11 protein-coding genes are annotated in these 19,927 nt (G+C 43.6%); 7 read left to right on the top strand and 4 right to left on the bottom strand.

Going from position 1 to position 19,927, the window contains the following annotated elements:
- Positions 1-158 precede the first annotated feature (158 nt).
- The 4 genes from HMPREF9304_RS00370 to mnmG form a co-directional block, all read right to left on the bottom strand.
- A complete protein-coding gene (locus HMPREF9304_RS00370) occupies positions 159-587 on the bottom strand; it encodes a hypothetical protein (protein WP_156104730.1) in 429 nt (142 codons plus the stop codon).
- Between the two features lie 278 nt (positions 588-865).
- Complete coding sequence (uvrC, locus tag HMPREF9304_RS00365; RefSeq protein WP_036925586.1) at positions 866-2,707, bottom strand: excinuclease ABC subunit UvrC; 1,842 nt, start codon at positions 2,705-2,707, stop codon at positions 866-868.
- Between the two features lie 191 nt (positions 2,708-2,898).
- Complete coding sequence (locus HMPREF9304_RS00360) at positions 2,899-3,429, bottom strand: adenine phosphoribosyltransferase (protein WP_036925585.1); 531 nt, start codon at positions 3,427-3,429, stop codon at positions 2,899-2,901.
- A gap of 80 nt (positions 3,430-3,509) precedes the next feature.
- Positions 3,510-5,381, bottom strand: coding sequence for a tRNA uridine-5-carboxymethylaminomethyl(34) synthesis enzyme MnmG (mnmG, locus tag HMPREF9304_RS00355; RefSeq protein WP_036925584.1), 1,872 nt, complete (start codon positions 5,379-5,381; stop codon positions 3,510-3,512).
- A 1,152-nt stretch (positions 5,382-6,533) separates the two neighbouring features.
- Between mnmG and HMPREF9304_RS00350 the strand changes: the two genes are divergently transcribed.
- From HMPREF9304_RS00350 to HMPREF9304_RS13740, 7 genes are all read left to right on the top strand, one after another.
- A complete protein-coding gene (locus HMPREF9304_RS00350; protein ID WP_036925576.1) occupies positions 6,534-7,220 on the top strand; it encodes a fumarate reductase in 687 nt (228 codons plus the stop codon).
- 34 nt (positions 7,221-7,254) lie between these two features.
- A complete protein-coding gene (locus HMPREF9304_RS00345) occupies positions 7,255-9,234 on the top strand; it encodes a fumarate reductase/succinate dehydrogenase flavoprotein subunit (protein WP_036925574.1) in 1,980 nt (659 codons plus the stop codon).
- Positions 9,235-9,321: 87 nt separating this feature from the next.
- Positions 9,322-9,720, top strand: coding sequence for a four helix bundle protein (locus HMPREF9304_RS00340; RefSeq protein ID WP_036925572.1), 399 nt, complete (start codon positions 9,322-9,324; stop codon positions 9,718-9,720).
- 52 nt (positions 9,721-9,772) lie between these two features.
- On the top strand, positions 9,773-10,531 hold the full coding sequence (locus HMPREF9304_RS00335) for a succinate dehydrogenase/fumarate reductase iron-sulfur subunit (RefSeq protein WP_008123780.1): 759 nt from the start codon (positions 9,773-9,775) through the stop codon (positions 10,529-10,531).
- 458 nt (positions 10,532-10,989) lie between these two features.
- Positions 10,990-12,510, top strand: a complete 1,521-nt coding sequence (locus HMPREF9304_RS00330) for an alpha-L-fucosidase (RefSeq protein WP_036925589.1) — start codon at positions 10,990-10,992, stop codon at positions 12,508-12,510.
- Between the two features lie 87 nt (positions 12,511-12,597).
- Positions 12,598-15,822, top strand: coding sequence for a glycoside hydrolase family 16 protein (locus HMPREF9304_RS00325; protein ID WP_052045795.1), 3,225 nt, complete (start codon positions 12,598-12,600; stop codon positions 15,820-15,822).
- Between the two features lie 98 nt (positions 15,823-15,920).
- Positions 15,921-19,463 carry a family 20 glycosylhydrolase gene (locus HMPREF9304_RS13740; RefSeq protein WP_052045792.1) on the top strand — a complete coding sequence of 1,181 codons (3,543 nt, stop codon included), beginning with the start codon at positions 15,921-15,923 and terminating at the stop codon, positions 19,461-19,463.
- Positions 19,464-19,927: the final 464 nt, after the last annotated feature.

Genomic DNA, 19,927 nt, shown 5'->3' with positions numbered 1-19,927 from the left:
AAAAAAATAATGTAATGAGCAAATTTTAGGATAAGAGTTTTGCAGAGGTCTCAATTTTTGAATTTTGCCATTTTTTTTGCTATCTTTTATTTGTAAAACATGGATAAAATCGTACATCTGTTGATGTACTAAAAGGGGAGTTTTATAAAGATAGCAATTCAACGAATGATATGTCTCAGTGCAATCACATAATAATCGACTGGGACTCTTGTTGATATGGGAGTCGTTGAATGTGAATTTTTGTGCCCTTTCCTCCATAGGTGAAGCTTGTTATGCCATGTTTCTGTGGATTTCTTATATGCATCAAGCTTGGAAAGTTGCAGGTAGGGGGGTAGGTAGCGTTGTGGACGAGGGGCGTTGATTCGAGTAGATTGATTGGAATCTGTGCGAAGAGCCGTGCCTCGTTCTTGATCACTAAGGGTTTCGTGATAAAGCTGATATTTGTCACTAAGCTTTTGTTGAACGTCCGATAGTTCTCTATGAGCTTCCTTTTGGTAGCCGTGTACACTTGGATATGCCTTACCTGTAGTATGATGCCCTATGGTCATACCAACGATAAGAAGGAGTATTCGAATCCAAGTTTTCATTTTTCGGTCTACCAATTGTGTTGATAAATTTCGACTGATGTGTGCAAAGTTACACATTAAAAAATTGATAAGCGCATATTATTCATAGGTTTTTTGTAGGACACCTGTTTGCTGAAAGTTGAGTGGGGTGTCCGTTGACTCCGTTTGTCTGTTGATTATTGATTGGCAATGAACGGTTTACATCACCTAATCTTATTTACGTAAGCGGCTGATAAACAAGGAGATACGATATACGTGAGCCGCTTTTTCATCGTTTCATGTGTACCTCTGTCTTGACATTATGTGCTTTCTTTTTCCTGAAAATATTGGAAGATGATATTTGCTTTCGACTTACCAATGATGTTGGTAAGAGTTTGTAAATCAGCTTCTTTGATTTTTTTCACGCTTTTCAGAGCTTTCAAGAGCTGTTTCTGTGTCTGTATTCCGATTCCTTTAATGTTATCTAACTCACTGTGCAGTGCTTGTTTGCTGCGCTTGTCACGGTGGAAGGTAATGGCATAGCGATGCACTTCGTCTTGTATTCTGGTGAGTATGTGAAACAACTCGCTATCTGTCTTCATACCAATGACTTGTGGAGGGAAACCATAAAGCAATTCGTTGGTTCGGTGCCGGTTGTCTTTAGCCAGTCCAGCGATAGGGATATGAAGTCCAAGCTCATCCTCAACCACTTGTCTCACCACTTCCATTTGGCCTTTCCCACCATCGGTAATGATGAGGTTGGGTAGGGGTGTTTGTTCTTCAATCATACGTTGATAGCGACGCCTCACCACTTCTTTCATTGAGGCGTAATCGTCAGGTCCCTCAACGGTTTTAATGTTGTATTTACGGTAGTCTTGCTTAGATGGCTTTAACCCCTTAAATACCACGCAACCTGCGACGGCATTGGTGCCAGAGATGTTAGAGTTGTCGAAACATTCGATGTGGAAAGGAAGGGTAGGTAGATTCAATTGGGTTTCTAACTCTTTCATGAGTCGGGTCTGACGTTGTTCTGGATTTAGTTTCTCCGCTTGCTTCAATCGGTCAAATTTGTATTGTTTGGCATTCATTTCAGAGAGATCCAGCAAGTGCTTCTTATCTCCTCTTTGAGGTACAGTAAAGATGCAATCGTGGAGATGCCAGTTGATATCAAAAGGAACAATGAGTTCTTTGGCTTTACTTTCAAATCTTGATCTTAGTTCTTGAATAGCAGTGATAAGTATTTCTTCTTTTGTTTCTTCAATTTTAGACTTATATTCAATGGTGAAACTCTGGTTAATCGTTCCATTCTTCACGTGCATGTAGTTCACATATGCTGTTTTTTTGCCCTCGTCCTCGGTTAATGTGAACACATCAACATCCTTTATCGTATAGCTCACTACCTCGCTCTTGGAAACAAATGTGTTAAGGATATCGTATTTATCTTTTAGAATCTGCGCTTCTTCAAATTTGAGTTCTTCCGATTTCTTCAGCATCATTTGATAAAGAATATCTCGTACTTCTCTGGTATTTCCTTTCAAAATTTCACGCGCTTGCTCTATGTTTTGCATGTAATCTTCGTGGGATTGTTTGGCTATACATGGAGCTAAGCAATTCCCTATGTGGTATTTTAAGCAAGCACGGTATTTGCCTTCTTTTACTCCTGCTGGTGTAATAGGGAACGTACACGTGCGAGGCTTATAGATCTTATTGATGACATCCAGGATTGTATACAGATGCGATATTTGTGTGTACGGTCCAAAATAGCTGCCGTTCCCTTTCCTTATTTGTCGTGTTTTGATGATTCTTGGGAGCCATTCGTTTGTAATACAAATGCTGGGATAGGTCTTACCGTCTTTGAGTAATATGTTATATTTCGGATTATATTTCTTGATAAGACTGTTTTCTAATAGCAAAGCATCCTCTTCTGTATTGACAACAGTGTACGTAATATTGTGTATTTTGCTGACAAGGACTTTAGTTTTGAAGCGATCTACCTCTTTTAGAAAGTACGAAGACACGCGTCGCTTTAGGTTCTTTGCCTTCCCCACATATATAATATTTCCTTCTTTGTCAAAAAATTGATAGCTCCCAGGTCTCTCTGGTATGCTATCAACAATGTTTTTTAATTTGGATATTCTCTCTATGTTCCCTTCTTTGGTCATTCTAACTGTATGGAATTAAGACTATTGTCTTTGCTTTGTTTCATGTGAAACATTACGATGAAGAATATTTTGCAGTCTTGTTGTTCGTTGACTCCTAACTTGAATTGTCCTTGTCTAATGAATTAGGGAGGGGTAGAGCTGTCTCGTACCCCTCCTAATTCGCAACTTTGTTTGATTGCGAGTTCCTTCTTCTATATCTGAATGAGAGTTGTAATTTCGATGTCGTCGTCGAACTTCTCTCTTCCATTAAGATTTTCATTGATAAGTTCTATGATGAAATTGCAATAAATCTTTTTAGGATGAAACTTTTTCACAAGGTCGCAAGCCGCTTTCATTGTTCCACCAGTGGCTAATAAGTCGTCGTGTAAGAGTACAATGTCATTTTCATCGATAGCATCCTTGTGTATCTCGATGGTGTCGATACCGTATTCTTTAGCGTAACTCTCTTGCACTGTCTCGCATGGAAGCTTTCCCGGTTTTCTGCAAAGCACAATTCCAGCACCCAATTTAATAGCAACTGCCGACGACATGACAAATCCTCTACTCTCAATACCTACAATCTTTGTGATACCTTTGTCTTTGTAAAGTTCGTACATTTCATCGCTGATTGTTCTCAAACAATCAGCGTTTTTGAATAGGGTGGTTACATCTCTGAAGTTGACTCCTTTGATGGGCCAATCTGCTATGCACCTCAAGTTGTCTAATAGCAATTTGTTGTTCATTGTCAATAGTTTATGTTGTTATGAAATAATCAATTGTTTCACATGAAACATCTGTAAGATTTAGATGATATGTGTTGTATTTATCTTCCTAATAATACGAGAAGAACATTGATGTCACTTGGTGATACCCCTGGAATCCTACTTGCTTTTGCCAGCGTTTCGGGGTTAATTCGCTTTAATTTTTGACGAGCTTCTGTCGAAAGTTCATGTAGTTGGTCGTAATCAAACCTGTTTTGAATTTTTATATTTTCAAGTCGGTGCATCTTTTCTGCTATTATTTTCTCACGCTCAATGTACCCCTTATACTTAATTTTTATCTCTGTTGCTTCGATGATTTCGCTCTTTCTGTTCGGAATTTTACAAATCTCATCACTCAAAGATGGTATCATTTCCGCAAGAAGTTGAATGGATATCTGAGGACGGGCAATTAGTTCTGATATTTTACATCCCATCCTAAGCGTTGATGTCCCATTTCGTTCCAACATTTCGTTGATTTCTTTCGGTTTTATCGAAGTGTTATTACAATAGTCCATCAAACGACTAATGCTCTCTTTCTTCTGTGTCCACCAGTCCAAACGGTCTCTTTTTGCGAGCCCTAATTGATATGCTTTTTCGGTTAATCGTGCGTCAGCATCGTCTTGTCTAAGTAATATACGATATTCAGCACGTGAGGTGAACATCCTGTAAGGTTCGTCAACGCCTTTCGTAGTTAGGTCATCAATGAGCACACCGATATAACTTTCGTCACGTCTCATCACAAACGGGTCGCCTCCAAAGCAGTGGATAGCAGCGTTGATACCTGCAACGATTCCCTGACCTGCTGCTTCCTCGTAGCCCGTTGTGCCGTTTACCTGCCCTGCAAAGAATAGACCTTTGACGATTTTTGATTCCAATGAAGGTTTCAATTGAGTAGGATCGAAGTAGTCATATTCAATTGCGTATCCAGCTCTGTAAATCTTTGCCTCTCGGAAAGCAGGTATTTGGCGCAAGGCTTCTATCTGAATATTCAACGGCATACTCGATGAAAAGCCGTTCAAATACATTTCATTCGTATTTTCACCTTCAGGTTCTAAAAACAGCGGATGTCTATCCTTGTCGGGAAAGGTCACTAATTTTGTTTCAACAGAAGGGCAGTATCTCGGTCCTGTGCTTTGTATTTGTCCGTTGAAAAGGGGAGAATCGGGCAATCCTTTGCGTAACACTTCATGTGATTCTGGCGTAGTGTAACACGTCCAACAAGGAAGTTGTTTGAGATTTCTTGACCCACTCATGTAACTAAACTGGTGGAAGTCGTTTTCTCCGTCTTGTATTTCCATGTCTTCAAAATGCACACTTCTTGCGTCAATGCGGACAGGCGTTCCAGTTTTCATTCGTTGGACGGTAATCCCATGTTGCGCTATACTTTCACTCAGGTGGTAGACTGCTGGCTCGGCACATCGTCCTCCAGGGAGCTTTTTCCTACCAATGTGCATCAAACCATTAAGAAATGTGCCCGCTGTGATAATGACACTTTTAGCGTATAGCTCAACACCCCAAACCGTACGAACACCCGTTACCTCACTGTTTGCGGTGAGTAATTCGCACGCTTCGTCCTGCCAAATGTCCAAATTGGGCGTATGATCTAACACTGTTCTCCATTCCAAAATATATTTACTACGGTCACACTGCGCACGAGGACTCCACACTGCAGGTCCTTTGCCTTTGTTGAGCATGCGAAACTGAATAGAGGTAGCATCAGTTATCATTCCCATGTGACCACCTAAGGCGTCAATCTCTCGAACAATCTGTCCCTTGGCAATGCCTCCAATGGCAGGGTTACAGCTCATTTGTGCTATTTTATTCATGTCCATTGTGACGAGACAAGTCTTCGCTCCTAATTGCGCAGCTGCCGTTGCAGCTTCACATCCAGCGTGTCCTCCGCCAATGACAAGCACATCGTATTGAAATATCATTCTTCTATCTTGCTTTATTTAATTGTTATAGAAACTCCCTCTATCGCTTTGTAATGGCAAGGTTGGTGATATTGTTTTTAAGTAATCAACCTTTTTTAAGCTTCGCTTTTTAGAGTAAGTTTCTTGTCATAAGAAAAAGAAACAACGCAAAATTAAGAAATAATATTGAATAAAATAAGGATGAAGACGAAAAACTATGTAGACGGAACGTTATCATTCGTTTGTATTTATAGGTTTGTTTTCCACAGAATAGATATTTCATCCTGTTCGATACGACTCTTTCGTTTAATGATATTTTACAACGAAAACCAGCAAAAATACAGCAGATGCAGCCTTGGAAGTATGTCCCATGAACTGATTATTAATGCTGAATTTTATTTACAAAGTGCCTCTCAAAACTCGCGTCAAGACATCCAAGGGCAAAGTTGGTCGCAAATATGCGAAATTTGAGAGAGTTTTGTAACCATATGTAATTTAAGGTGTTACGCTCAATCCGTTTTGCTTCATCCCTATTTTTACCACTTTTTGGCGATTAAAGCATTGAGTTAAGCTAACAATTTGCATGCTTTAATGCTTCTATGTTATGTAAATAACACCCTTAAAGAGTGTTTCCAAGGGCGTTATTTCCATGTTTCAGCTAAAAAAGACGTTTATTTTGTCCAAATCAGCCCATTTTTGCATCTCGTTTACCTATTGAATTTTTCTATTTTGAAGATTTTAGATGGTCGATTTTCGGTAAAATAACAGGACAAAAATGCCAGATACCTTTGCCAAAAATGATGTGGTGAAAAAAGACACAGCTCTTTCATGGAGGAATCATTATTGTACAACAAATAAAAGTAAATGAGAGATACAATGCACACAAGTCATTTGATGTGCTCGATGTATTAGATTTGTTGAGGAAACAAAAGAACAAAAATTGGTTTTTATCATCGTTCATCGATGTTATACGAAAAAGGCGATGTCTATTTGATAGTATTTTCGATAAAAAGCTTTGAGTTATCATTAAAATGTAGTATTTTTGCACTTCAGCATACGTAACGCATACTCACAAAAGGGGAGAGATGATAACATTTGTTAAAAATTCGTTGATTATATCTAATTAGTAAGCATATTTTTTTCTAACATTTAATACTTAAATTTCAATCATTTATGTGGTTAATCAATTCATCTATTGGTAGAAAAGTAGTGATGTCGGTTACCGGTGTCGCACTTATTCTATTCCTGACATTTCACATGTCAATGAATATTGTGGCTCTCTTTTCTGGAGATGCCTACAATACGATTTGTGAACTTCTGGGTGCCAACTGGTATGCGGTAGTAGCTACGATTGCACTTGCAGCACTAACTGTGTGTCACATCGTCTATGCCTTCATTCTTACGGCACAAAACCGAAGAGCTCGAGGGAACGAGCGTTATGCTGTTACCCAAAAGAGTTCCAAAGTAGAGTGGGCATCTCAAAACATGTTGGTTTTAGGACTCATCGTAGTTTTGGGTATGATTCTTCATTTGTACAATTTTTGGTACAATATGATGTTTGCCGAAATCTTTCACATTGCCGATCCGTTAGGCAATCCTGCTGATGGTTTTGGTTACATTCAGGAAACATTCTCACAGCCTTTGTATGTTGTATTGTACATTATTTGGTTGTGTGCTTTGTGGCTTCATCTCACTCATGGTTTTTGGAGTGCTATGCAAACCCTTGGAATCAGCAATAAAATTTGGTTCAACCGATGGAAGATTATCGGTGAGGTATATGCCACATTATTAATGCTTGGTTTCCTTGTAGTTGTTCTCGCATTTGCATTTGGCTGCGCGCCGAGTTTGTGCTGTGCGTAATTGTTTAATCTTATAATAGATAAGGAAGAATATTATGACACAAATAGATTCTAAAATTCCTGAAGGACCAGTAGCTGAGAAGTGGACCAATTACAAGGCTCACCAGCGTTTGGTTAACCCAAAGAATAAATTAAAATTGGATGTCATCGTTGTTGGTACAGGCTTAGCAGGTGCCAGTGCTGCCGCATCATTGGGCGAGATGGGATTCAATGTATTCAACTTTTGTATTCAAGACTCGCCTCGCCGTGCACACTCTATTGCTGCACAAGGAGGTATCAATGCAGCCAAGGATTATCAGAATGACGGTGACTCTGTTTATCGTTTGTTCTATGATACTGTAAAAGGTGGCGACTATCGTGCTCGTGAAGCTAATGTTTACCGTTTGGCAGAGGTGTCGAATGCTATCATCGACCAATGTGTTGCACAAGGCGTACCATTCGCTCGTGAATACGGAGGTATGCTCGCCAACCGTTCGTTTGGTGGCGCACAGGTAAGTAGAACGTTCTATGCCAAAGGTCAAACAGGACAGCAGCTGTTGTTAGGTGCTTACTCATCACTGATGTGTCAAGTACATGCAGGCAAAGTAAAGCTCTATACACGTTACGAGATGGAAGACGTAGTCATCATTGACGGTCGTGCTCGTGGTATCATAGCCAAGAACTTGGTGACTGGTAAGTTAGAGAGATTCTCTGCCAATGCTGTAGTAATCGCCACTGGCGGATACGGAAATGCTTATTTCCTTTCTACCAATGCAATGGGATGTAACTGTACTGCTGCTGTTCAGTGCTACCGTAAGGGAGCTTATTTTGCTAACCCTTCGTATGTACAGATTCACCCCACCTGTATTCCTGTACACGGTGACAAGCAATCGAAGCTGACACTGATGTCAGAATCGTTGCGTAACGACGGACGTATTTGGGTTCCTAAGAAGATTGAAGATGCCAAGGCATTGCAGGCAGGAACGAAACAAGGCTGGGAAATTCCAGAGGAGGACCGCGATTACTACTTGGAGCGTCGCTATCCGGCATTTGGTAACTTAGTGCCTCGTGATGTGGCTTCGCGTGCTGCGAAGGAGCGTTGCGATAAGGGCTTTGGTGTGAACAACACGGGTTTGGCTGTGTTCCTTGACTTCTCTGAGTCGATCAATCGATTGGGACTTGATGAAATCATGCAGCGTTATGGAAACCTCTTCGAGATGTATGAAGAGATTACAGACGTATTCCCTGGTGACATGGCGAACGAAATCAATGGTGTAAAGTACTACAAACCAATGATGATCTTCCCCGCTATCCATTATACCATGGGTGGTATCTGGGTAGATTATGAGTTGATGACCTCTGTCACAGGACTGTTTGCCATCGGTGAATGCAACTTCTCTGATCATGGTGCTAACCGCTTGGGCGCTTCAGCGTTGATGCAAGGTTTGGCAGATGGTTACTTTGTGTTGCCATACACCATTCAAAATTATTTGGCAGACCAAGCTGTTTGGCCACGTCTTTCTACTGATCTTCCAGAGTTTGAAGAGGCTGAAAAGAAGGTTCAATCAGAAATTGACCGTTTGATGAACATCAAGGGTAAGCGTTCTGTCGACTCTATTCACAAGGAGTTAGGTCACATCATGTGGGAACATGTAGGAATGGGTCGTACCAAGGAAGGACTTGAAGAAGGCTTAAAGATGATAGCAGACTTACGTAAAGAGTTCGATACCAATCTGTTTATCCCTGGAACAAAAGAAGGCCTGAACGTTGAGTTGGATAAAGCTATCCATTTGCGTGATTTCTTATTGATGGGCGAACTCGTTGCTTACGATGCCATCTCTCGTAATGAGAGTTGTGGAGGTCACTTCCGTGAGGAGTACCAAACACCTGAGGGAGAGGCAAAACGTGACGATGAAAACTATTTCTATGTAGGTTGTTGGAAGTACCAGAACAATGATGAAACCGCTCCCGAGTTGATTAAAGAGCCACTCGAGTACGAGGCCATCAAGGTACAAACACGTAATTATAAGAATTAATCGTTAGTTTTTGAGTTTCTTAGTTTTTAAGTTTTTAAGTTTCTCCACTGACTTGTCAACTCTGTAATAGACAAAGGAAAGTATAAAATGGGCACATTTCGAGATTTATCCGTTTGGCAAAAGAGCATGAATCTTACTCGTAAGGTTTATGAGTTAACTGCTTCTTATCCTCAAGAAGAGCGATTTGGACTTGTTAGTCAAATGCGTCGATGTGCCGTTTCCATACCTTCAAATATATCGGAGGGTTATGGCAGAGAGACAAACAATGAGCATATACGATTTTTGTACATATCATTGGGTTCGTGCAACGAGTTGGAAACGCAGCTCATCTTATCTAAAGATTTAGCTTTTATTACTACTAATGCCTGTCAAGAACTGGTAAGCTTAGTAGAAGAAGTTTCAAAAATGCTCAAGTCTTTAATTTATACAGAAAAGTACAAACACCCTTTAGAAGAGGAATTACAATACAAGACAGTAAAGAAGTAACTGAAAAAACTTAAAAACTCACAAACTCACAAACTCATAAACTCAAAACACCATGTCAAAAAATATAAGTTTTACAATTAAATTTTGGCGTCAGAACGGTCCTAAAGACAAGGGACATTTTGATACTCACGAGATGAAGAATATCCCTGACGATACTTCTTTCCTCGAAATGCTTGACATCCTCAATGAGGAACTCATCAAGGATGGTAAAGAACCGTTTGTTTTCGATCACGACTGTCGTGAAGGTATTTGCGGAATGTGCTCACTCTATATCAATGGTGTGCCACACGGAAAGACAGAGCGTGGCGCAACAACCTGCCAGTTATACATGCGTCGCTTCAACGATGGAGATGTCATTACTGTAGAACCTTGGCGTTCAGCAGGCTTCCCTGTCATTAAAGACTGTATGGTAGATCGTGCAGCTTTCGACAAAATTATTGCAGCTGGAGGTTACAACACCATTCGTACAGGTCAGGCACAAGATGCTAATGCTATCCTTATACCGAAGGAAAATGCCGACGAGGCGATGGACTGTGCTACCTGCATCGGTTGCGGTGCTTGCGTTGCAGCATGCAAAAACGGCTCTGCGATGCTCTTTGTGAGCTCCAAGGTTAGTCAGTTGGCATTGTTGCCACAAGGTCGTCCAGAAGCTGCCAAGCGTGCCAAAGCCATGGTTCTGAAGATGGATGAATTAGGATTTGGTAACTGTACCAACACCAGAGCGTGCGAAGCAGTGTGTCCAAAGAATGAGTCGATTGCAAATATTGCTCGCCTCAACCGCGAATTCATTACGGCAAAGCTTAAGGACTAATCGCTTTCGTGACTAAATTTGACATCCGAGAACATCGCTGGGTTTTTGTGCCATGCGCCTCGGAAAAAGATAGATCGACGACTCTTGTGGCGTTGTATCGCAGTTAATTTGCGTCAAGACGTGAGGATTTGTCGTCTGTTCATATGATTCAAGCCTGTATACTACAAAAAGTGTACAGGCTTTTTTAGGTGCTGTCAAGCAAGGCTGATGCTTCATCCTCTGTATTCGCAATAAACAACAAAATCAGAGATAAATGACGAATGTGTATGCATTCTTCATATCTTTTTGCTCATAAACAATTGAATTTTGTTTCAAAACTAAAACTTTTTTGTAATTTTGTGGAACTAACCAACATAAGCAATCATTTAAAAGCTATAATATTTATTAACTCCATGATGCGGCAAAGGGTCGCTTAATTGTCCTTTACGGCAATGAGAGACCTGTCGCAACGTATTTTTATGAAGAAAAACTACTTACTGACACTGGCCATGACCGCAGCGTTCATGACCGTGCAAGCACAGTCGGAGCCATCGTTCCGGCTGGTGCAGCAGTCGTTATCCAATCCTGATAACGAACCTGCCCCCGTATTTCCACTGCCTACAGAGCGACAAATGAAATGGCAGGAAACCGAGTATTATGCCTTTTTCCACTATGGTATGAACACATATACCAATATGGAGTGGGGAAAAGGCAACGAAGCCGAGAGCCTTTTTGCACCTACTGGCAAGCCCGATCCACGTCAGTGGCTTGAGGCAGTACGTGATGCGGGCATGACGGGCGGCATCGCTGTGGTGAAACACCACGACGGATTCTGCTTGTGGCCCACAGAAACCACTAAGCACAGCGTTGTTGGTGCGGGCAACGAGAATGGTAGATCGCTCAATCTTCCACAGTCGTTTGCGGATGCTGCCAAGGCGTTGGGTATGAAATATGGCTTTTATGTATCACCTTGGGATCGTAACTCCGCACTCTATGGCACGCCGAGATATGTCAGTGAGGTGTTCCTCAGACAGTGTGCAGAGCTGGCGCAGTATGGTACCGACCAGTTTGAAATGTGGTTCGATGGTGCCAATGGTGGCGATGGCTATTACGGAGGACGCAACAAAACCGTCAGTGTAGACCGAGATACTTACTATGATGTGCCCAACTTGCGTGATTCTATACATAAAGTTTGTCCCGATATTATCCTTTGGGGAGTTGGCGGAGAAGCTCGCTGGATAGGTAATGAACAAGGATGGGCTGGAGAAACCAACTGGAGTCCTGAGGACAGAGGATATGCTCCCGAGGGGAATGGTATGTATGGAACGGAGAATGGATGGATATGGTTCCCCGGTGAAAGTGATGCCAAGTTCACCGATAAGGGATGGTTTTGGCACCAAGGTGAACGCCCCATGAGTGCTGAACGTACTTTCCAGATGTATCTTGAGACCGTAGGACGTAACTCCACCCTGATACTTAACTGTCCTCCTGACAAGCGTGGACTGTTGCCCGACGCTACAGTAAAGGCATTGAAGGAGTCAGGCGACCTGCTTAGAAAAAGACTCGGACACGACCTTGCGCGCTTGGCAACCGTCACAGTCACCGATCAGCGCAGCCATGGTGCACACAGAGATTACAAGCCAAGCAATATGACCGATGCGAACAAAGATACCTATTGGGCTGCCAGTGACGGCGTGACAAAGGGTACTATCACGCTGACATGGAACCAACCGCAAACCATTAGATATGTTTCCCTCATGGAGTATATTCGTTTGGGACAGCGTATTCGCAAGTTCCATTTAGAGATTTCCGAGGATGGACAAACCTTTAAGCCCGTGGCGCAGGGTGTTACAACTACCACGGTAGGATATAAACGCATTGTTCCTCTCAACGGTTCGACAGCCCAGAGTTATGGCACAGGCTACAAAGTCAAGGCTTTGAGAATTGTCATTGACGACGCCAAGGCGTGCCCAACTCTGCACACAGTGAGTGTATTTTAGTTCACAAGGCAGTTTGAAAACAATGAAAACAATAGATAACGTAAACATCAAACACAATATATGAAAACCATCAAACACCTTATAATAATGGCTGGGATATTATTCCCACTCACAACAACGGCTCAGTCTATAGGGTTTGAGCAACAAGACTACAAGTCAATCGGCGTTTATGATACATGGGAACACTCGCCTTTCCGCACAGGAAGATTGGAAGGTAATGTCCGCGTCATCGCTAACCCGCACACTGAGATGGATGAGATATTAGGCGTAGCCCCCAATCCATCAGCCAAAGTATTGGCTTTTCAACGTTCTCGATTCGCTTCTAACACCTTCGGAGCACGCATTGATCTTCAACAACCGTTGAAACTCAAGCCTACTTTGCAGTACGTTCACGTCATGCTACACAAGCCTGTGGCTGGTCGAGTGATGCTCATCGGCTTGGGTAAACGCGTTGAGCGCAACGACCAATCAAAGGAGACGGAGCAGTTTTGGGTGCTGTCTACCAACAAAGTTGAACCTGACCAATGGGTAGATGCCGTGTTTCCTATCAAAGGAGCAGAGGGAGTGGACGTGCATTCGCTCGTTGTAGTACCCGACAATGAGTCTCCACACATGCGCACCGAAGACTTTGCTGTGTACATCGACTGCATAGAGGTGAACGACAAACCCACCACGCAAACCCAGCGTGAAGACTATCCCTTGAATATTAACAAGAAGGCTCATTACACTCGTACCGACAGAGGACTGCTTAGCATTTCGCTCAACGGCAAGGAAGCAACGGTGGCTGGCAGTATCACCAAGCAAACGCCTGTCTACAGTTCAATCGACCATGTTGAGTTCATCGCGAAAGCAGGCGAAACTCTCCAGCCGTCTTTTAAATACAACGGCACTTGGATGCACGGATATGTTTACTTAGACTATGGCAGAGACGGACGATTTGATACGAATTTGGCAGCCGATGGAAAGCCTGTACAGGGCAGTGACGTTGCGGCTTATTCCTTTTATTCGCAGAATCCTAACAACGACTCAAAAGGGTTCAATTCTATGGGACAAGCACTTTCCGGCGATAAGCGTAATGTCCTCAATCCGCCAGCATTCACCTTGCCTGCCGATATGCAGCCAGGATTCTACCGTATGCGTTACAAGGTCGATTGGAACTGTATAGATGCGGGCGGAAATATAGCCTCTTCCAACAGCATTACCAAAAATGGTGGGGCTATTGCCGACATCCGACTCAATGTTCACCGTGACCAAGTGCGCATCACGAATGCACAGCGTAATGGCGACGTGCTCGATGTTGAAGGCCATTTTCTTGATAAACAAGTACCTTTTGGCAAACCAGTTACCATTAAGATGCGCCCCGAGAATGGGTTCACCTACAAAGGAATACGCGTCAGACATGGCTACAATCTGCAAGGCGATAGCCTGATCCATGGCGTAGCTCAATATCGTGACGTGATAGTGAAGAAGTCTTCGTTCGATGAAAATGATAGCTATACCTTACCTGCTGAGCTTATTGACGGTGATGTTGTGGTAGAAGGATTGTTTGTAAGCATTGGTTCTCCAGAAGCAAACGATTTCTACAGCATTGGTTTCGACAAGAACCAACCCAACAAGCACGCTTCCAGAACGCTCAACGCTGTGCTTCTGAATCAGCAGGAAGTAAATATCGACAACCCTAAGAACGTGTACCATGATCTGACGCAGCACGTTTTTGTGGCATCAGCTGGCACACAAGTAGCCCCTGGTGTCAACTACAGTGGCAGTTGGATGCAGACCTTGGTGTATGTGGACAAAAACAAGAATGGTTATTTCAATTGGAAACAGCCACTTGATGGGGGACAACTGACGGCCGACAACGAGCTGGTGAGCTTCAGCGCAGCCACTTGCAACGGGCAACCTTACAGCAGTGATGGGCAGCATTTGCAAAGCCTTGACCGACTCAATGCACCCAAATTCACCCTTCCTGATAATCTTGAGACGGGGCATTATATGATGCGGTACAAGATAGATTGGGACAACGTCGACCCCGAAGGCAACACTTCGGCAGGCAATCACATCGCCAACAACGGCGGAGCCATAGCAGATGTGCGGTTGTTTGTACACCATGGCGAACAAGGAACCGTAACTTGTTCATCGAAAAACGGAACGGTATTGACGCTCGAAGGACAACCTGTCGATGGCGTCAAGGTGCCATACGGACAGTCTTTTACCGTGCAAATGAAGCCCGATAAGGGCTTCAAGCTCGGTTCGGTAAAGGTTCTGCACGGCAACCTTGCCGCAAAAGACTCGCTCGTCAATGGCGTGGCGCAGTATGTACAGACGGTCTTGGATGCCTCTGCCTGCCGGTGCGGACTGCTTGAGATTGCTCCCGGTTTGCTTGACGGTGACTTGCAACTGCAACCTTCATTTGTAAAAATGGGGCAAAACGAGACGGATGAAGACGATTATGTGATGGTTTTCAACGATGAGTTCAATCAGGCAGACGGCACGTTTCCTGATCCCAAGCGTTGGAAACCATCTAAAAGATACGGTGCAGCGTGGAACCGATATATTAGTTCTGACCCCAAAGTGGCTTTCATCAAAGACGGTTGTTTGGTGCTGAGATGTTTCAAGAATCCCGACAAGACGAAAGATCCTGCCGACATGCTGTCGGGTGCCATGGAAACGTGTGACTTGTTTTCGTTCAAATATGGTAGGGTAGACGTGCGAATGAAGACCACTCGGCACGCTGGAAACTTTCCCGCTGCTTGGATGATGCCGCAACCACCATGCGCAGGATGGCCCAATGCAGGCGAAATAGACATATTTGAAACTATCAATATGGAGAATAAGGCTTATCATACCGTACACTCTAATTGGACATACAATTTGCACCAGCGTAATAATCCTACCTCCAGCTTTTCAGGATATGTGGATGTAGACAATTTTCATGTGTATAGTTTGGAGTGGAACGAGGAAGAGTTGATATGGTATGTAGACGGAGTAGAGAAGGGAAGATACCACAAGTCGAGCAATGACGATGACTTGCAAAAAGGTCAATGGCCTTTCAATGCGCCCTTTTATCTGATTCTTAACCAAAGTGTGGGCAATGGTCAATGGGCAAGTAATCCTGATATGGACTTTGTGTATGAATCAAGAGTTGACTATGTGCGCGTGTTTCAGCCCAAAACGTTGACGGGCATCGATGGTGTGATAAGTGCGGATTCGGCACCTATTTCTAAGGGATACTATGATTTGCAAGGTAGAAAGACAGACCATCCCATGAAAGGTGTCTATATTCATGATGGCAAGAAAATAGTCATCAAATAAGGCTTATGCCTTTTTTTTATGCCCATATTAAATTCAAAGTAATGCCATTCATGTTGTTTTGGTTCGACAGCAGGCATTTATCATTAATTTTTAACCCTATGAAGAAAACGCTATACACTATTCTTTTTTTGTTGTTGGGCAGCTTGTGTAACCTGCAAGCGGCAGAGTTCCCAAAAATCAGTACAGCTGATAATACGTTTTGGTATTTTATCCAGTTTGCCAATAGTCAAAATGTACTCACATCTCAAGGCGATGGCGTCAAGGTGCAAACCCACTCTATGACAGGGCAACCTGCACAATTGTGGAAGATAGAAGGCTCTGAGAGTGCAGGGTTCACGCTTACTGACAAGACAGGACGACACCTATATCTTAACAGTACCGCCAAACAAGGCATGGCTTTCGCCTCCTCTAAGCACCAAGCTACTAAGTTGAAAATCAAGTCTTTGCCAAGTGGTAAATACGAAGTGACACCCTACGACAACGGTGCCGTTGCCCTGAACCAATGGACAGGTCCTGGTGTAGGACACGAAGTGGGCTTGTGGGACGTTGGCGATGTCAACAATCCACTGTCATTCACACCCGAAAGTGCATTGGAGGCGTATCGCAATTTGCCTCGCTTGATACCTTATCCCTCATCGCTTACCCTTGTTGAAGGCGAGACATACGAACTCAATCAACTGCATTCCATTGCCTATACGAATGACGTTACCCAGCAGCAAGCCACCGCCTTTGCCAATCAATTGGCAGCAACGGCAGGCATCCAGCTCAGTGTCGAGCCTTGTTCGACTGACCGAAAGGACAACGCTATCAGTGTGGTAATAGACAACACCCTGCCTGATGAAGGCTATACCCTCGTGGTGGACGCAAAGGGTGTACTGATAAAAACCAAGACCGATGCGGGATATTTTTACGCCCTGCAAACCATCAAGCAGTTATTGCCCAATGCCTTTTATGAGAAGAATCCTGTGAGTGGTGCCACTTGGACGTTGCCGCAATTGTTCATTAACGATGCGCCAGCTCTTGACCATCGTGGCTTTATGCTTGATGTGGCACGCCACTTCTTCGACAAACACGAAGTAATGCGCATCCTTGACATCATGGCATTTTACAAGATGAACCGCTTTCACTGGCATCTTACCGATGATCAAGGGTGGCGTGTGGAGATACCAGAGTATCCCAAGCTGACAACCGTGGGGAGCAAGCGTGCCGGTTCGTTTGTGAATGCAGGTGGCAGTCAGCAGTTCTTCGATGATACCGAATACGGAGAGGGAATGTATTACACGCTCGATGACTTGCGCGAAGTAGTGAAATATGCGCAGGAGAGACACATTACGATTATTCCCGAAATAGACTTACCCGGTCACATGGTAGCTGCCGTGGCTGCTTATCCCGAGCTTAGTTGCGATCCCACCAAGACCTATCGTGTGCGGATACCTGGTGGTATTTCAAAAGATGTGTTGAACATAGGCAAGGATTCTACCATCGATTTCTTAAAATGTGTGCTCGGGCATGTAGCAACTGTTTTCCCCGGACCTTACATTCACTTGGGTGGTGACGAATGCCCAACCGACCAGTGGCGCAACAATGCCGACTGCTTGGAAAGAGTTCGGGCTGAAGGACTTAGTGGGGTAGAGCAACTTCAGTCGTGGCTCGTCGAACTGTTGGGTGAATATTTGTATGATAATTACGGCAAGCAAATCATCGTGTGGGACGAGTTGATGGCGCATTGGCCTGCTACCAACAAGGTAAAGCCAGTCATCATGGCTTGGAATCACATCAATAAAAGTGCAGATGCTGCCGACTTGGGTTTCAAGAGTATCGTAGTGCCCTACCAGTCTCTGTATCTTGACATGATGCAAGTGTCGAAGAGTCAAGCCGATGTCAACGAGATTTACCAAGGAGGATGGGGCGATGGTTATGTGAACAGCGTACCCACCGTGTACAGTGTCAACCCAGTGAGCGCACTTAGCGGGAGGGAAGACTATTGCTTAGGTGTACAAGGAAACATGTGGACCGAGACCTGCAACGACAATACCCAGTTGGAGTATCAGTTGCTACCACGTCTGTTGGCTTTGGCAGAGACAGGATGGTTGCCTGAAAACAAGAAGAACTGGGTGAGCTTCTACCAGCGATTGCAGAAGCATGATGAGCTGCTCGACCGCATGGAGTATGTCTACGCCCGTCATTACATAGAAGCCAATCAAGACGCTTTGCAAACGGCAATCCAAGAAGCGCAAACGTTGCTCGACACTACCACGCCCGGTGAAGCAGGCTATGTGTCGGCTGAAGAGCATCAGACTTTGTCAGAAACCTTGCAAAAAGCAAAGGATGGGACGGCTGATGTACAAGTGCTTGGCAACGCCATTGTACACTTCAAAGCTGCCGACGTAGTTCAACCGCAAGAAAATGAGGTGTATCAAATCGTATCGGCTTCTACCTATTACAAGAAGCGTTATGTGGGTTCAGCGATGTACCAAAACAAGCAAGGTGTGCGTTTCCACTACACTCCACAAAACGAACCCGAAGAACTGTGGCAGTTTGTCAAGACAGGAAAGGGGTGGAAAATACGTAATGCTGTCACTCAGCAGTACATACAACTGGCAGACTACAACAAGGCAGTGCGGATGAATGCCACAGATGCAACGGTATTTCGTCTCGACAAAGCCACTGTACCCGCAAAGCAATACGATTATGTGGCAGGTGCTATGGTGATGACGAATATCGCCAACTATTCTGTTACAGCGACAGGAAGCACACCTCGCTTGTTTGGACATCCTTCTGGCGATGTGGTTTCTTTCGACGATCCTATACTCTGCAATCCCGGCACGTGGCGATTGGTAAGGATTACTCAATACAAGCCATTGCTGGAAGCTTTGGTTAAGAAATGTGACAAACTCATAGCAAGCAATGTTCCTCACCAACCCGGTAGTTTCACCGATGAGGCTGTGTCCTTCCTGAATGCGAAAGTAATCGTACCAGCCCATGCACATCTTGCTGACGGAAAAGCCGTGAGCCATGCCGAATACATGGAATATGCAACCTTGTACCAGCAGTTTTTGTCCTTTCCCCGCACTTCGATAGTTGAGTCTTTAGACGAGGCGTACTGGTATAAGATACGCAACGGCTATTTTACCGATTACTATGCCAAGCTCAATCCTGCTGACAACAACGTTTATCCCGTACGTACCACCGCTACCACAGACGATTTGTTATGGCGCTTTGTGAAGAATGCAGACGGAACGGTAGGAATTATCAGCAGGGTAGGAGAAGTCCCTGCCTGTGTGGGAAGTAGTGTGATAGATCAAACCATCCATGCTGGCACACCGTATAGTTGGAAGCTTTCTCCTTATACGACTGATGAAGGTCCTTCGGGTTTTAATATCATCGAGGCGTCTGGGGCGTATAGTTGGTACACCAATCCCGATGCCTTCCAAACAGTGTTGCTCAAGCCCCGTTATTGGGGAGCATCCATTTGGACCTTTGAAAAGCAAGCCGAGAAAGTTACAAGTATTTCTCATACAGTGGCAGATGCAACCCAAGACGCATATTACAACTTGCAAGGCATAAAGGTAGGTACAGATGCGAATAAACTTCAGCAGGGAGTCTATCTTTGTAACGGTAAAAAAGTAGTGGTGCCATAACATTTTTAAGGTAGGAGGTAAGTATTGATAGCAATGCTTACCTCCTTCTCAATATCGTGATATTTTTACCACGGAAAACGTCCAAAAGGCAGCGTTTGTAGAATTAGTGATACGCAGCATGGAAGAATAATTAATGCTGAATTTTCTTTACAAAGACCCTCTCATAACTCGCATGAAATCAACCAACAGCAAAGTTGGTCGCAAATACGCGAATTTTTAGCGAGGTTCATAATTCATTGTTATTGTGAACGTTACACCAATGTTAACTCTTTTCTTTCCTATTTTTACCACTTTTTGGAGGCTGAAGCATTGAGTTAAGCTCACTATTTGCATGCTTTAATGCCGCTGTTGCATGTGAATAACACCTCTATTACATGTTTTCAAGACCGTTAAGTTAATGTTTTAGCTCGAAGAGGCATTTATTTTGTTCAAATCAGACGATTTTTGCATGTCGTTTGCCTATT

The organism is Hoylesella timonensis S9-PR14 (genome assembly GCF_000762405.1).
In the GTDB taxonomy this organism is placed as follows: domain Bacteria; phylum Bacteroidota; class Bacteroidia; order Bacteroidales; family Bacteroidaceae; genus Prevotella; species Prevotella timonensis_A.
The sequence above is the reverse complement of the archived record's forward strand: the minus strand, read 5'-3'. Positions and strand labels throughout refer to the sequence as shown.